This is a genomic window from Pandoraea nosoerga (assembly GCF_902459585.1).
GTDB classification, from domain to species: Bacteria; Pseudomonadota; Gammaproteobacteria; order Burkholderiales; family Burkholderiaceae; genus Pandoraea; species Pandoraea nosoerga.
Genome location: NZ_CABPSC010000006.1, coordinates 1 through 13,240 on the forward strand (window position 1 = coordinate 1; position 13,240 = coordinate 13,240).

The 13,240-nt window shown below is 66.6% G+C and carries 13 protein-coding genes, 1 tRNA gene and 1 pseudogene; 1 reads left to right on the forward strand and 14 read right to left on the reverse strand.

What is annotated here, in order from left to right:
- Nucleotides 1-173 precede the first annotated feature (173 nt).
- Entirely contained in the window at nucleotides 174-1,322 is a 1,149-nt protein-coding gene (gene rodA, locus PNO31109_RS09425; RefSeq protein ID WP_150555515.1) for a rod shape-determining protein RodA, read from the forward strand.
- A 39-nt stretch (nucleotides 1,323-1,361) separates the two neighbouring features.
- Here rodA and PNO31109_RS09430 read toward each other — a convergent pair whose 3' ends face one another.
- From PNO31109_RS09430 to fmt, 14 genes and pseudogenes are all read right to left on the reverse strand, one after another.
- Entirely contained in the window at nucleotides 1,362-2,084 is a 723-nt protein-coding gene (locus PNO31109_RS09430) for a tetratricopeptide repeat protein (protein WP_241014098.1), read from the reverse strand.
- A gap of 127 nt (nucleotides 2,085-2,211) precedes the next feature.
- Nucleotides 2,212-2,634 (reverse strand): DsrE family protein, encoded by a 423-nt coding sequence (locus PNO31109_RS09435; RefSeq protein ID WP_150555360.1) that lies wholly within the window; start codon nucleotides 2,632-2,634, stop codon nucleotides 2,212-2,214.
- 71 nt (nucleotides 2,635-2,705) lie between these two features.
- Nucleotides 2,706-3,164, reverse strand: coding sequence for a hypothetical protein (locus PNO31109_RS09440; protein ID WP_150555361.1), 459 nt, complete (start codon nucleotides 3,162-3,164; stop codon nucleotides 2,706-2,708).
- A gap of 200 nt (nucleotides 3,165-3,364) precedes the next feature.
- Nucleotides 3,365-3,805: a 6-carboxytetrahydropterin synthase QueD gene (gene queD, locus PNO31109_RS09445; protein WP_420874503.1), complete on the reverse strand. Its 441-nt coding sequence runs from the start codon at nucleotides 3,803-3,805 to the stop codon at nucleotides 3,365-3,367.
- 12 nt (nucleotides 3,806-3,817) lie between these two features.
- Entirely contained in the window at nucleotides 3,818-4,453 is a 636-nt protein-coding gene (queE, locus tag PNO31109_RS09450; RefSeq protein ID WP_150555363.1) for a 7-carboxy-7-deazaguanine synthase, read from the reverse strand.
- 22 nt (nucleotides 4,454-4,475) lie between these two features.
- Complete coding sequence (gene queC / locus PNO31109_RS09455) at nucleotides 4,476-5,207, reverse strand: 7-cyano-7-deazaguanine synthase QueC (RefSeq protein WP_150555364.1); 732 nt, start codon at nucleotides 5,205-5,207, stop codon at nucleotides 4,476-4,478.
- Nucleotides 5,208-5,423: 216 nt separating this feature from the next.
- Nucleotides 5,424-5,499: transfer RNA gene (locus tag PNO31109_RS09460), tRNA-Phe, on the reverse strand.
- Between the two features lie 141 nt (nucleotides 5,500-5,640).
- The gene (locus tag PNO31109_RS09465) at nucleotides 5,641-6,381 is read right to left on the reverse strand and encodes a response regulator (RefSeq protein WP_150555365.1); all 741 of its coding nucleotides are present in this window, start codon (nucleotides 6,379-6,381) and stop codon (nucleotides 5,641-5,643) included.
- Complete coding sequence (locus PNO31109_RS09470) at nucleotides 6,382-8,667, reverse strand: sensor histidine kinase (RefSeq protein ID WP_277396705.1); 2,286 nt, start codon at nucleotides 8,665-8,667, stop codon at nucleotides 6,382-6,384. It abuts the gene before it with no gap.
- Nucleotides 8,668-9,019: 352 nt separating this feature from the next.
- A pseudogene (locus PNO31109_RS22140) lies at nucleotides 9,020-9,622 on the reverse strand (DUF4390 domain-containing protein); the annotation flags it as partial.
- Nucleotides 9,619-10,932, reverse strand: coding sequence for a 16S rRNA (cytosine(967)-C(5))-methyltransferase RsmB (gene rsmB, locus PNO31109_RS09480; protein ID WP_150555368.1), 1,314 nt, complete (start codon nucleotides 10,930-10,932; stop codon nucleotides 9,619-9,621). The pseudogene PNO31109_RS22140 and the gene rsmB, both read right to left, overlap by 4 nt.
- 192 nt (nucleotides 10,933-11,124) lie before the next feature.
- Nucleotides 11,125-11,985 (reverse strand): zinc metalloprotease HtpX, encoded by an 861-nt coding sequence (gene htpX, locus PNO31109_RS09485; RefSeq protein WP_150555369.1) that lies wholly within the window; start codon nucleotides 11,983-11,985, stop codon nucleotides 11,125-11,127.
- 88 nt (nucleotides 11,986-12,073) lie between these two features.
- Nucleotides 12,074-12,202: a hypothetical protein gene (locus tag PNO31109_RS22305; RefSeq protein ID WP_277396704.1), complete on the reverse strand. Its 129-nt coding sequence runs from the start codon at nucleotides 12,200-12,202 to the stop codon at nucleotides 12,074-12,076.
- Nucleotides 12,199-13,182 (reverse strand): methionyl-tRNA formyltransferase, encoded by a 984-nt coding sequence (fmt, locus tag PNO31109_RS09490; protein WP_150555370.1) that lies wholly within the window; start codon nucleotides 13,180-13,182, stop codon nucleotides 12,199-12,201. The genes PNO31109_RS22305 and fmt overlap by 4 nt, the downstream gene beginning before the upstream one ends.
- Between the last annotated feature and the right edge of the window lie 58 nt (nucleotides 13,183-13,240).

Sequence of the window (13,240 nt, forward strand, 5' to 3'; positions counted from 1 at the left end):
GACGGCAAGGCCTCGGCCGCGGGCGTCGCGCCGGCGCAGGGAGCGGCGGGCGGGGCCGGCGGCTCCGCGCCGAAAGCGCCGAATGCCCCGCAGCGCCAGCCCGCCGTGAGCCCGACCGTCGCCGACGAAGCCCGCCATCGCGCCGCCATCCGCGCGCAAGGAGGAACGCCATGATGGCGCTCGACAAACATACGTGGAAAGAGCAGGTCAAGCGCCTGTTCGTCGCCTTCGACAAACCGCTCGCGCTGATCGTCTTCCTGCTGCTGTGCGTGGGTCTGGTCACGCTCTACAGCGCCAGCATCGACGTGCCGGGCCGCGTGGAAGACCAGATCCGCAACATCGTGCTCACGTTCATGCTGATGTGGGTGCTCGCCATGCTGCCCACGCAGACGCTCATGAAGTTTGCGGTGCCGCTCTACACGGCCGGTGTCGCGCTGCTCGTCGCGGTCGCGATGTTCGGCCTGACGAAGAAGGGCGCGAAGCGCTGGCTGAACGTCGGCATGGTGATCCAGCCGTCCGAGATCATGAAGATTGCCATGCCGCTGATGCTTGCGTGGTACTTCCAGAAGCGCGAGGGCAATATCCGCTGGTACGACTATCTCGCGGCGCTCGCGCTGCTCGGCGTGCCCGTCGGGCTGATCGCCAAGCAGCCCGACCTCGGCACCGGCTTGCTGGTGGCCGCGGCCGGCCTGTACGTGATCTATCTGGCGGGGCTGTCTTGGAAGCTGATCCTGCCGGTGCTCATTGCCGGCGTGCTCGGCATCGGCACGATCCTCGCGCTCGAGGACAGGATCTGTCAGCCGGACGTCGAATGGCACATCCTGCACGACTATCAGAAGCACCGCGTGTGCACGCTGCTCGACCCGACTTCGGACCCGCTGGGCAAGGGTTTCCACACGATCCAGTCGGTGATCGCGATCGGCTCGGGCGGCACCATGGGCAAGGGCTGGCTCAAGGGCACACAGGCGCACCTCGAATTCATTCCGGAAAAGCACACCGACTTCATCTTCGCGGTCTTCGCCGAAGAATTCGGGCTGGTTGGCGAGGGCGTGCTGCTCGTGCTGTATCTGCTGCTCGTGGCGCGCGGGCTGATGATCGCGGCAAGCGGCGCGACGCTGTTCGGACGGCTGCTCGCGGGCGCTGTCACCATGATTTTCTTCACCTACGCCTTCGTGAACATGGGCATGGTCAGCGGCATCCTGCCGGTGGTCGGCGTGCCGCTGCCGTTCATGAGCTACGGCGGCACGGCGCTCGTGACGCTCGGCCTCGGCGTTGGCATTCTGATGAGCGTGGCACGCGAGAAGCGGCTCATGCAGAGCTAGCGGCCCCTGTCATTCGAGTATCGTTCGGGTATCGTTCCGCTACCGTCCGGCTGGCGCGGACGCCGCTGCCGGCGGCAAGGCACGCTCGCGATTCATTGCTTCGAGCTTTCCCTGAGCGGCCACGTCACCCTGCGCGGCCGCTTTTTCATACCAGCGCCGTGCACGCTGCGGGTCCGGCGTGACCACACCATAGCCGCGCTCGTAATAGCTCGCCACGATGTACTGCGACGGCAGGTCGCCGCCCTGCGCGGCTTTCTCGTACCAGCCGAAGGCGATCCTGTAGTCGCGCGGTACGCCGCGTCCGATGAAGTACTCGTTGGCGATGGCCGCCTGCGCCTGCACGTGCCCCTGCTTCGCTGCCTTTTCGTACCAGCGATTGGCCTGCGAAATCGACTTGTCGACGACATAGCCGTCGTCGAACATCTTGCCGTAGACGTATTGCGCCTGCGACATGCCGGCGTTGGCCGCGCGCTCGAGCCATTGCACGGCGCCGCGCGGATCGGGGGCGACGCCCTCTCCATTGAGCAGCATCATGGCGTAGTCGAACTGCGCCAGCCGGTTGCCCTGCTCGGCGGCGCGGCGGAATTCGTCGAGCGCCTGCGTCTGCTGGCCGGCCTCGTAGTGATGCACGGCCTCGTCGGTGAGGGCCTGGGCCGGCGCCGGCGCGGCGGCGAGGGCGCACGGTGTGGGCTGGCACGCCACGCTCACGAGCGTGACGGCCGATCCGGCCATGAGCCGGCGCACGGCGAAAGGCATCGACATGGCGCACCTCCGAAGCGAGCACTCGCGTATTGTGCGCCAAACGGGAAATGCCTGCGGTCCGGCCGTCTGCGGCAACGAAAAACCCCGGCGCGCGGCCGGGGTCTGGCGGTGCTCGCATCGAACGGGCTTACGGCTTGATGTACGCGTAGCCCTTTTGCTGCAAGCGCGTGAGTTCGACCACGCCGGACGGTGTGAAATCGGCGTCGAGCACGAATTGATCCTTCTTGAAGTTGCGCTGCTTGAGCGTGATCTCGCACACCTCGAACTTGACGCCGCGCGCGTGCAGCGCCGAGATCAGCGGTCCTACCGTTGCGGCGTCCTTGTAGTTCTCCATCAGGAAATCGACGCCCTGCGAATGGGCGACGACCACGATGTCGCTGTCGGGCACGGTGTCGAGCTGATTGCGGATGTTGCGCAGCGCGGCAAGCGCCTGATGCTCGGCATCGTTGATGTGATACACGACCTGGTCGCGCGCGAACGCGGACGTGGCGGGCAGTGCAAAAGCGGAGAACAGGAATGCGGTCAACAGGCCGCGTAGCAGCATCTTCATGTGAGGAGTCCCCTGTTAGTTGCGTTGTGCAGTCCGCATCATAGCGCGCCAGAGACGCAAATGCCCCGGCGTCAGGTCTCGCCCGACAAGCCGTCGACGCCCGGCGGCAGATAGATCGGTGGCGCCTCGTGCATCTCGCCCGGCGAATCCTGCGAACTCCGCGAATAGGGCGGCGGCGGACTCGCGGGCAGATACGGAGCGCGCGTCCCTGGCGGCGAATACGGGGGCGGCGGGTCGTCGGCGCCCGGTGACGACGACGGCGCAACGCCGAGCAGCGGGCTTCGGGACTTCGACTCGGCGAGCGGCCGCACCGCACGCAGATCGTCCCCGAACGCTTCGCGCGCGGCGCCCGACGGGCCTGCCCGCGATGCGCAAGATGCCCCCACTGCGCGGCCGGCAGGGGGGCCGTTCGCGACGCCCTCGAGCATGGGCAGGGCTTCGTGCGAACCCACGCGGTGAATTCGGGTGATGCGAACGTGTGTCGAATCGTCGAGCGCGACAATGCCGTTGGACGCTGAAATTCGTGTCATACCCCCTCCGAAAATGAAAAACCCGCCAAAACGCCGGGTCTGGCGGGTTGCCACTTTCGGTCATCGGCCCGACGCAGGGCGTCGACTTCAGGTGCGAAGTATCGAAATCGGGCGGTTCTGGGCTCGCTCCCAGCAAGAGGCGGCCGGCGTGGCGCGGCCGAGCGGTCGTTGCACCGGCGGCCGGCCTGGCCGGCACCGCATCAGGCCGTGACTTCGGCCCAGCAGTTGGGGGTCTCGTACAGACGCAGGCGCACGAGTCGCAGATCGCGGCCATAGTGCGCGTCGAACACGCCGCTCAGCTTTTCGAATGCCGCGGCGGCCAGATTCTCGACGGTCGGCACGCGATCGAACACCACCGTCTTGTGGTCCGGCATCGTCTCGAGGAACGTGCGCACGGCCGTGTCGCCTTCATAGACGAGAAACGCGTGGTCCCACACCGACACGAGATGCTCGTTGGCAAGCGCCTTCACGTCGGCGAAGTCCATCACCATGCCGTTGTCCGACGCGCCGCTCTCACGGCTCACCTCGCCGGCGAGCGTAATTTCCAGCACATAGCGATGCCCGTGCAGATTGCGGCACTGGCTTCGGTGATCGGGTATGCGGTGGCCCGCGTCGAATTCGAGTTTCCGGGTAATCGTAATCACGGCAACGGCTCAGGGAATGTTCAGGTATTTGTGCGTTTGCATCGACAGCGACCAGCGCGGATGCGCCTTGCAATAGTCGATGGCCAGCTTCGTGTTGATGTCGCGCAGCGGACCGTCCATCGGCTGCAGATAGAAATGCGAGAAGTCGAGCGTCTCGTACTCGGCCAGACGTTGACGATCCTGCGGCACCACGACCTTGAGTTCGTCGCCACGCGTGACGATGAGCGGCGCGTCGGCCTTCGGGCTCACGCACACCCAGTCGATGCCGTCGGGCACGGCCTGCGTGCCGTTCGTCTCCACGGCGATACGGAAGCCCTCGGCGTGAAGCGCGTCGATGAGCGGCGTGTCGAGCTGCAGCAGCGGCTCGCCTCCCGTGCACACGACGAAGCGATTGGCACGGTCGTCGGCGGGCCACAGCGCCACGATCCGGGCCACGAGATCGGCCGGCGAGCGGAATTTGCCGCCGTTCTCGCCGTCGGTGCCGACGAAGTCCGTATCGCAGAACTGGCAGACGGCCTCGGCACGGTCCTCCTCACGCCCGGTCCACAGGTTGCAGCCTGCAAACCGGCAGAACACCGCCGGGCGTCCGGCGTTAGCGCCCTCGCCCTGCAAGGTGTAGAAGATTTCCTTTACCGTGTACGTCATGATGGTCTCGATTCTCGAAGGGTCAGGCCGCGCCGCGATCCTGGCCGCCGGCGCGCGCACGCCACTGCTCGTAGCCGCGCTGGCGCAACTGGCACGCCGGGCATTCGCCGCAGCCGTAGCCCCACGGATGCAGCACGCTGCGCTCGCCCAGATAGCAGGTATGCGTGTCTTCACGCACGGTCTCGACGAGCGTGTCGCCGCCAAGATCCTGCGCCATCTGCCATGTGTCGGCCTTGTCGGTCCACATGAGCGGCGTCTCGATGATGAAGCGCTGGTCCATGCCGAGGTTGAGGGCCACCTGCAGGGCCTTCATCGTGTCGTCGCGGCAGTCGGGATAGCCCGAAAAATCCGTCTCGCACATGCCGCCCACGAGCACGCGCAGCCCGCGCCGATAGGCAATGGTCGCACCGATCGTCAGAAACAGCAGGTTCCGGCCCGGTACGAAGGTATTCGGCAGGTTGTTTGCCGCCATCGCGATGGTCGTCTCGCGCGTGAGCGACGTCTCGCTGATCTGCCCCAGGATCGACAGGTCGATCATGTGGTCGTCACCCAGACGCGGCGCCCATTGCGCGAAGCGCTGGCGCAGCTTGGCGAGCACGTCGGTGCGGCACTCCAGCTCCACGCTGTGGCGCTGGCCGTAGTCGAAGCCCAGCGTCTCCACGCGCGCGTAGCGCGAGAGCGCCCACGCGAGGCAGGTAGTCGAATCCTGTCCGCCGGAGAACAGAACGAGAGCGGAATCGGTGCTTGTCGTCATGATCGTGCGCTAGCAGTATCGCCCTCGCCGTCGGGGCGACGGGGGCCGGGCACGCGCGTGTGGTTGCCGCCGGGCAACCTGCGTGCGGGATAACTCACGCGATTTTGAACCGCGATGTGTCCGGGCGCCATCGCCGGGACGTGATACCCACCATCGGGCAGCGCGTTCAGGGTCAAACGCAAAAAGGGCTTGCGAGATGCGCAAGCCCTTCGAATTTGGTGGCCTGGGTCGGAATCGAACCAACGACACGCGGATTTTCAATCCGCTGCTCTACCAACTGAGCTACCGGGCCAAGAGAGAAGCGATTATAGAGACTGAATGCGCTTTGCGCAAGCTTTTTGTCGAAAAAACCTGCTGGAAACCGGCGGCGCGAGGCGCGCGGCCGCATCGGCGCGTGGGCGCGGCGACGTGCGTCCCTTCGCGGCCATCGCCGTCAGGTCTTGCTCTTGGACAGCTCCACGCCGAGTTGCTTGAGCTTGCGATACAGGTGCGTGCGCTCCAACCCGGTCTTCTCGGCCACACGCGTCATGCTGCCGTGCTCCTTGGCCAGATGGTAGGCGAAGTAGGCGCGCTCGAAGGCGTCGCGGGCCTCGCGCAGCGGCACGTCGAACGAGATGTCCGACGACACGCCCACGGCCGCGGCGGCCGCGCCGCCCTCGTTGTCGTGCGCGCCGAGCGAGGCGTGGTGGCTCGCCGAGCCGTTCAGGCCTGCGCCCGCGTGACGCGACTCGCTCTCGCCGAAGACGCCCGCTTCGAGCGCTTCATCGCCCGCATCGAACGCGCTCGGGGCGCCGCCCGACGCATCGCGTTTGCCGCGCGCCAACCCCTGCTCGACCGCCTGCAGCAGCTTCTGCAGCGCAATGGGCTTCTCGAGAAAGTTGAGCGCGCCGATCTTGGTCGCCTCAACGGCGGTGTCGATCGTGGCGTGGCCCGACATCATGATCACGGGCATGGTCAGCAACTGCTGCGCCGCCCACTCCTTGAGCAAGGTCACGCCATCGGTATCGGGCATCCAGATATCGAGCAGCACGAGGTCGGGCGTGTTGGTGGCGCGATAGGCACGCGCTTCCTGCGCGTTCTCCGCCACCTCCACGACATGCCCCTCGTCGCTCAGAATCTCCGAGAGCAGCTCCCGGATCCCCATTTCGTCGTCCACCACCAAAATGGTTGCCATTTACGCTACCTTCGTGTGTTCTGCCGGCTTGTTGCGCGACAGGTCCTGGTCGTCAGCCAATTGAGTAAACAAGATCGAAATCTGTGCGCCTGCACTGCCTTCGCCCTCGGGAAGTGACCGGTTTCGAATGTCGATGCGTGCCTGGTGTTCGTCGATGATCTTCTTGACCATCGCCAGCCCGAGTCCGGTGCCCTTCGCCTTGGTCGTCACGTATGGCTCGAATGCGCGGGTCAGAATGCGTGCCGGGAAACCGGGCCCGTTGTCCGTGACCGTCAGACGCACTGCCGTGCGCTTCGGTTCGCCGGACTCCGTTCCTGCGTATTCTACTGTCTTCGTTTCCACCGTGATAAGAGGGTTTTCGGTTCCACTCACGGCATCTTGAGCATTCTGCAGCAGATTATGAATAACCTGCCGCAATTGCGTCGAGTCGCCGCGAATCTCCGGCAGGTCGGCGTCGAGGTAGGGACGAATCGCGCCGCGCCCTTCATCGACGCCGTAGAGCGTCAATACCTCGCCGATCAGATCGTTGAGCTGCAGCGGATGCATGATCGCCGGCGGCAATCGCGCATAGTCGCGGAAGTCGTCGACCATGCGCTTCATCGCCGCCACCTGGTTGACGATGGTCGTGGCGCCCTTGCGCAGCACTTCGGCGTCTGCCGGCGGCAGCTTGTCGGAGAGCTTCATCTGCAGACGCTCGGCCGAGAGCTGAATCGGCGTGAGCGGATTCTTGATCTCGTGCGCGAGACGGCGCGCGACTTCGGCCCACGCCACCGAGCGCTGCGCGGAGATCACGTCGCTGATGTCGTCGAACACCACCACATAGCCGCCGCCGGCACGCGTGGGCACGCCCGCCACCGCAACCATCGGTTCGGGCAGATGCGAGCCGCGCACGAGCAGGGTCACGGCGTCGGTCTCGCCCGGCAGCGTGAGGCCGATCTGTTGCTGCCAGTGGCCGCCCGGGCCGAGGTCGGCGTTCGCGTCGCGATCGGCAAAGGCGCGGCGCAGCACCTCGCCGAACTCCACCAGCGCCGGAATATGCGCCGGCGAGCGGTTGAGCTCGCCCTGGAAGCTCTGTTTGAAGATGCGCTCGGCGCCCGCGTTGGCCGTCGTCAGCCGGAAGTCGCGATCGAACACGAAAACGCCTGCCGTCAGACTCGACAGGATACTCTCGAGGTGCGCCTTCGAACTCTCCAGCGCCAGACGATTGCGCTCGACGCTCGCGCGCGCGTCCGAGAGCTGGCGCGTCATCGCGTTGAAGGCCTGCGTGAGGAAGCCCAGTTCGTCGTTGGTGCGCACTTCGCCCTTGGGCGAAAGATCGCCCGCCGCGACTTCCTGGGTGCCGCGCGCGAGCAGAAAGAGTGGCCGCGCGAGCTGATTGCCCAGCGCAAGCGCGAGCATCATCGCCACGAACGTGGCGAGAAAGAGCGAGAGCGTGAGCGTGCCGATGTACATCTTGCGCAGGCCGGTGCGACCGAGCGCCTTCTCCTGGTATTCGCGATAGGCGCTCTGCACCGCTTCCGCATTCTGCGCCAGGTTGGCAGGCACCAGTTGCGTGACTTGCAGGAACCGCTCTTCGTCCTGCAGCGACGACGAGAAGCCGGACGGTATGCGCATCACCACGCGCCAGCGCAGCTGATCGGTGCCCTGGTGCTTGTCGTAGCCCTCGCTGCCCCCTTCGATCGCGGTGTAGCCGCGCGACTGCGCGCGCGCCTGACGCAGCATCAGCGGCGTGGGCAGATCGGGCACGAGCGCGTTGAAGTTGCCCGAGGCGGACGCCAGCACCCGGCCATTGCCGTCAACGATGGTCGCGTCCTGCAAACCGAACTGATCGCGCATGCGCAGCAAGGTGAGCGTAGCGCCCTTGTCGCCGCTGGCGGTCAGGTTATCGGCGACGAGCTGCGCCTTGGCGCTCAGATCGGACAGACCGTTGTTCAGGATCGCGCGGCCGAGTTCGAGCCCGGAGTCGAGCGCGGTCTCCACGCGCACGTCGAACCATGATTCGATGCTGCGCGAGACGAACTGCAGCGACACCAGATAGATGATGCCGCCCGGCAGCACGCCGACCAGCGCGAAGAAGATCGCGAGCTTGGCGAGCAGGCGCGTGCCGAAACGGCGCTGGCGCAGCCGCACGAGAATGATCCAGACGAGCGCGCCGACGATGAAGACGAAGATGATCGCGACCGCGATGTTGGCCGTATAGAGCAGCGAATAGTAGCGATCGAAGAATTCGGTGTTGGCCGAGGCAAGTGCGAGCAGACCGAACAATCCGATGGCGACGAGCGCCATCGTGACGATCAGCGTGCGAATGACGATGCGCTTGAGCAGGCCGCCGCCATTATTTGACACGGGCGGCTCCAGGCAGCAGGGCCGCGCTGTAGGCGAGCGGCAGGCTGCCGGTCGAACGCGCGCCCACGGCGGCGGCCGTAGCCGTAGCCGTCAGCCCCGACATGGCGCCTCGCGCCCAAGTGTCGGCCGGCAGCAGGTTCACCGCGGTGCTTGCCGCCGAATCCGCTGAATCCGCCGAACCCGGCGGACTCGCATGGTTCGCGGCAGCCGCCGAGGCCACCGCCGTGGCAGTCGTGGCGGTTGCGGCGATCATGGCGGCCATGGCGGTCCTGACCGGCGTGTTCGCCGCGGCGGCGGACTGCGAGGGCGAGAACATGAAGCGCGCCCAGTCGGAGCTCAGGTTCCAGTCACGGTTGTTGACGGCGTCGATCTGGAACGGCTTGGGCATGAGCGCGTTGTCGAGCCGCATGCGCACGGATGCCTGGTACTGCGTGCCCGGCTTGACCACGCCCTTGTCGATGACGCGCCAGCCGCTCACGTTGCGCACGAGCGCCAGCGCTTCGCGCAGCGAACCGAAGCCCAATTGCAGGCCGCCGTTGCTGCTGTTGCCGTTATTGCTGGAGACACGATACTGGCGCGTGAGCGGCTGGAACCACAACCGCACGCTCTGCGACGTGGAGACAACCTTCTCGTCGAACCAATACCAGCGCGAGCGGGTAAGTTCGAAGTCGGTGGTGAAATAGAGCGAGATGCCGCGGTTGACGGCGTCTTCGAGGCTGCTGTTGAGCTCGAACGCGAAGCGCGCGTCCAGCGACCAGCCGCCGTCGGCGGGTTCGAGCCGGGCTTCGCGCACCTGAATTTCGTTGTCGGCGCGCGCGGAGCCTGCAAAGCCGAGCGCAAGTGCGCCCAGCAGCAGCGGCAGCAGACAAGCCAGTAGCCGTTGGGAGAAAGTCACCGTTTCTGGAAGCGAGCGTAATAGAAGCCGTCGTGGGCGCCGCCAGGGGTCATCAGCAATTGCCCGGGAGCGTCCAATCGTACCGCATCTGTGCGAACACGTTCAAACCATTGCGCTTGCGCTTCGTTTTCCGCGGGGAAGACGGAACACGTGGCATAGACCAGTTCGCCGCCCACGGCGAGCGTGTCCCACAGCGCCAGCAGAATGCGGCGCTGCTCCTGCACGAGCGCGTCGATGTCGGCCGCCCGGCGCAGCCAGCGAATGTCCGGATGACGCCGCACGATGCCCGCCGCCGAACATGGCACGTCGGCCAGAATACGGTCGAACGGCACGCCGTCCCACCCGCCGCCGGACCACTTCGACGGGTTGCCCGCGTCGCCGATGCGCACGTCGGCGCTCAATCCGAGCCGCTCGAGGTTTTCGTAGATGCGCGGCACGCGCGTGCGATCCGACTCGAGCGCCGTGACCTGCACGTCGGCCATCTCCAGCAGGTGACCGGTCTTGCCGCCCGGCGCGGCGCAGGCGTCCAGCACGCGCATGCCCGCACGCGGGTTCTCGCCGAGCACGAGGGGCGCGGCGAGCTGTGCGCCGGCGTCCTGCACGGACACCCAGCCCTCGGCGAACCCCGGCAGGCGTTCCACCGGCACGGCATGCGCAAGCCGCAGCGCTACCGGGCCGATGACCTCCGCCGCCATGCCGGCAACCTCCAGGCACGCCTTCATGGCCGCCACGCTGATGCGGCGGGTATTCACGCGCAGCGTCATCGGTCCACGGCTCTCGCCTGCGGCGAGCAACGTCTCCCATCGGTCCGGATACGCCTCGCGCACCGTGTCGATCCACCATGTCGGGTAATTCCAGCGCGCCTGCGGCTGCCGGGCGATCTCGGCCATGAGCGCCTCGCGCTCGCGCAAAAAGCGCCGCAGCACGGCGTTGGCCAGCCCCTTCGCCGCCACGGTGCGGCGCTGGGCGGCAATGGCCTCGACGGCCTGATCGACTACGGTAAATTCGGTGTACGCAGCATCTTTGGCGTCGTCCTGCAGCAGCGCGAGCGCGCACAACAGGATGTCGCGCACGCGGGCCTGCAGCGCCGGCTTGACGAGCAGGGCAAGCAATGCGCGGCTGCTGCCCAGGCGCCGCACGGCGCGATAGGCCAGATCCTGCACGGCGGCGCGCACGGCGGGCGGGCACTGCGCGGTGGCTTGCGCCAGCGCCTGCGGCAACGCGGTGCCCTTCTGGACGGCTTCGAGGGCTTGCGCGGCGCGCTGCAGCGCATAGGCCAGGGATTCGGAGGGCAGGCTCGGTTGCGGCATGGCTTTCTGCAAACAAACATGCCCGCGCGACGGCGGGCATGGGGGCTATCGGACGGCTGTCGGGCGACAGGATAGCAGACTGTCGCGCGTCGGCCCGGCGAGGCGCCGTCCGGTTTTCGAGCGCCGCCTCAGGCGAGGCAAGTCCTCACTTCGACAGCGCCGTTACCCGGGACGGCCGCGGCGAGCGCCGCGTCAGACCGGATACTGGCCGGTGCGCGCCATCTCCATCAGTCGTGCGATACGCTCTTCGGTCGCGGGGTGCGTCGAGAACAGGTTCGCGATCGTGCCGCCCGAGAGCGGATTCATGATCATCATCTGCGCGGTGGCCGGGTGCTGCTCGGCGGCCTCGAACGGAATGCCCTGCGCGTAGCGGTGAATCTTGTCGAGCGCCATCGCGAGCGCCTGCGGGTCGCCGGAGATCTCCGCGCCGCCCCGGTCGGCTTCGAACTCGCGCGCCCGCGAAATCGCCATCTGGATGAGCGACGCGGCCAGCGGCGCGAGAATCGCCACGGCAATGCTCGCGATCGGGTTCGCCGGACGGCCGTTCTCGTCGCGTCCGCCGAAGAACATCGCGAAGTTCGCGAGCGCGGAAATCGCGCCGGCCATCGTGGCGGAAATCGTCGAGATGAGAATGTCGCGATGTTTGACGTGCGCGAGCTCATGCGCCATCACACCGCGCAACTCGCGGTCCGACAGCACGCGCAGGATGCCGGTCGTGGCCGCCACGGCGGCATTTTCGGGATTGCGCCCCGTGGCGAACGCGTTGGGTGCGTCCTCGTTGATGAGGTACACCTTGGGCATCGGCAACCCGGCCCGCTGCGAAAGCTCGCGCACCATGTTGTAGAACTGCGGCGCGCTCGTCTCGTCGACCTGCTGCGCGTTGTACATGCGCAGCACCATCTTGTCCGAGAACCAGTACGAAAAGAAATTCATCGCGAGCGCGAACGCCAGCGCGAGCATCATGCCCTGCCGGCCGCCGATCATGCCGCCGACCACCATGAACAACGCGGTGATGGCCGCCATCAGCAGGGTGGTCTTCATCCAATTGAACATGGTGTTCTCCTCTGCAAATCCTGATGACTCGAGGAATGCACGCACAGCGCGTGTCCTCGGGCGTTAGATGGCGGCGGCCGACGAAAATTCAACGGCGATCCTGCCCATTTCGATGTTTTTCGGACGTTTCCATCCGGTTGCCGTCGATTTCACCGACGTTTTGCGCGGTTTGCGCACCATTTTGTGGCGCGAAATCGGCATGGCGCGCGGCGATCATCGGTCCCGTGCGCCGGCGGACGCGAACACATCGCCCGGTGCGAGCGTGAAGCCGGCGAGAAATTCCCGCACCGCGAGCCGTTTGCCGCCGGGCTTCTGGCATTGCGTCACGCGCAGCGCGCCGTCGCCGCACGCGATGACGATTGCGTCAGCGCTCACTTCCAGCACGGTGCCCGGCGCGGCCCCCGGCTTGCCGGCCACGGGACTTGCGCGCCACAGCTTCACCGGCGTGTCGTGCACCGTACCCAGCGCCCCGGGAAACGGATCGAAGGCGCGCACCTGGCGCGAGAGCGTCGCGGCAGACCGGGTCCAGTCGAGCGCCGCTTCGTGCTTGGCGATTTTCTCGGCATACGTCACGCCGACGTCGGGCTGGGGTTCGGCGCTCAGCCGGCCGTCGCGCGCGAGCTGCCGCAGGGCGTCGACGATCAGCTTGCCGCCAAGCGTCGCCATACGATCGTGCAAGGTGGCCGTGGTGTCGTCCTCGGCAATCGGCATCGCTTCGCGCAGGATCATCGCGCCGGTGTCGAGCCCCGCGTCCATCTGCATGATCGTGATGCCGGTCTCGGCGTCGCCGGCCTCGATGGCGCGGTGAATGGGCGCAGCCCCGCGCCATCGAGGCAGCAGGGAGCCGTGGATGTTCAGGCAGCCGTGGCGCGGCAAGTCGAGCACTTCCTGCGGCAGGATCAGGCCGTAGGCGGCCACCACCATCACGTCAGGCGCGAGCGCGCGCAACTGCTCGATGGCCGCCACGGCCGCCTCGGGATACTTGCCGCCGCGACGCAGCGATGGCGGCTGCGCGACCGGCATCCCGTGAGCCTGCGCATAGCGTTTGACTGGGCTGGCCTGCAGTTTCATGCCCCGCCCTGCGGGACGATCGGGTTGAGTAAGCACCAACTCAACGGAAAAACCTGCGGCGTCGATGGCGGCGAGCGCGGTCTGCGCGAACTCCGGCGTGCCGGCGAAAACGATGCGAAGCGTCATGAACTTCCTCCTGCTAACGCTGTGACTGGACGGGACGGGCCCGGGCTTGCCGCGTCCC

Excerpts from the sequence above, each read along its gene's own strand:
- rodA (WP_150555515.1), top strand. The coding sequence starts at position 174 with ATGGCGCTCGACAAACATACGTGGAAAGAGCAGGTCAAGCGCCTGTTC.
- PNO31109_RS09430 (WP_241014098.1), bottom strand. The coding sequence starts at position 2,084 with ATGTCGATGCCTTTCGCCGTGCGCCGGCTCATGGCCGGATCGGCCGTC.
- PNO31109_RS09435 (WP_150555360.1), bottom strand. The coding sequence starts at position 2,634 with ATGAAGATGCTGCTACGCGGCCTGTTGACCGCATTCCTGTTCTCCGCT.
- PNO31109_RS09440 (WP_150555361.1), bottom strand. The coding sequence starts at position 3,164 with ATGACACGAATTTCAGCGTCCAACGGCATTGTCGCGCTCGACGATTCG.
- queE (WP_150555363.1), bottom strand. The coding sequence starts at position 4,453 with ATGACGTACACGGTAAAGGAAATCTTCTACACCTTGCAGGGCGAGGGC.
- queC (WP_150555364.1), bottom strand. The coding sequence starts at position 5,207 with ATGACGACAAGCACCGATTCCGCTCTCGTTCTGTTCTCCGGCGGACAG.
- PNO31109_RS09465 (WP_150555365.1), bottom strand. The coding sequence starts at position 6,381 with ATGGCAACCATTTTGGTGGTGGACGACGAAATGGGGATCCGGGAGCTG.
- PNO31109_RS09470 (WP_277396705.1), bottom strand. The coding sequence starts at position 8,667 with ATGGCGCTCGTCGCCATCGGATTGTTCGGTCTGCTCGCACTTGCCTCG.
- rsmB (WP_150555368.1), bottom strand. The coding sequence starts at position 10,932 with ATGCCGCAACCGAGCCTGCCCTCCGAATCCCTGGCCTATGCGCTGCAG.
- htpX (WP_150555369.1), bottom strand. The coding sequence starts at position 11,985 with ATGTTCAATTGGATGAAGACCACCCTGCTGATGGCGGCCATCACCGCG.
- PNO31109_RS22305 (WP_277396704.1), bottom strand. The coding sequence starts at position 12,202 with ATGATCGCCGCGCGCCATGCCGATTTCGCGCCACAAAATGGTGCGCAA.
- fmt (WP_150555370.1), bottom strand. The coding sequence starts at position 13,182 with ATGACGCTTCGCATCGTTTTCGCCGGCACGCCGGAGTTCGCGCAGACC.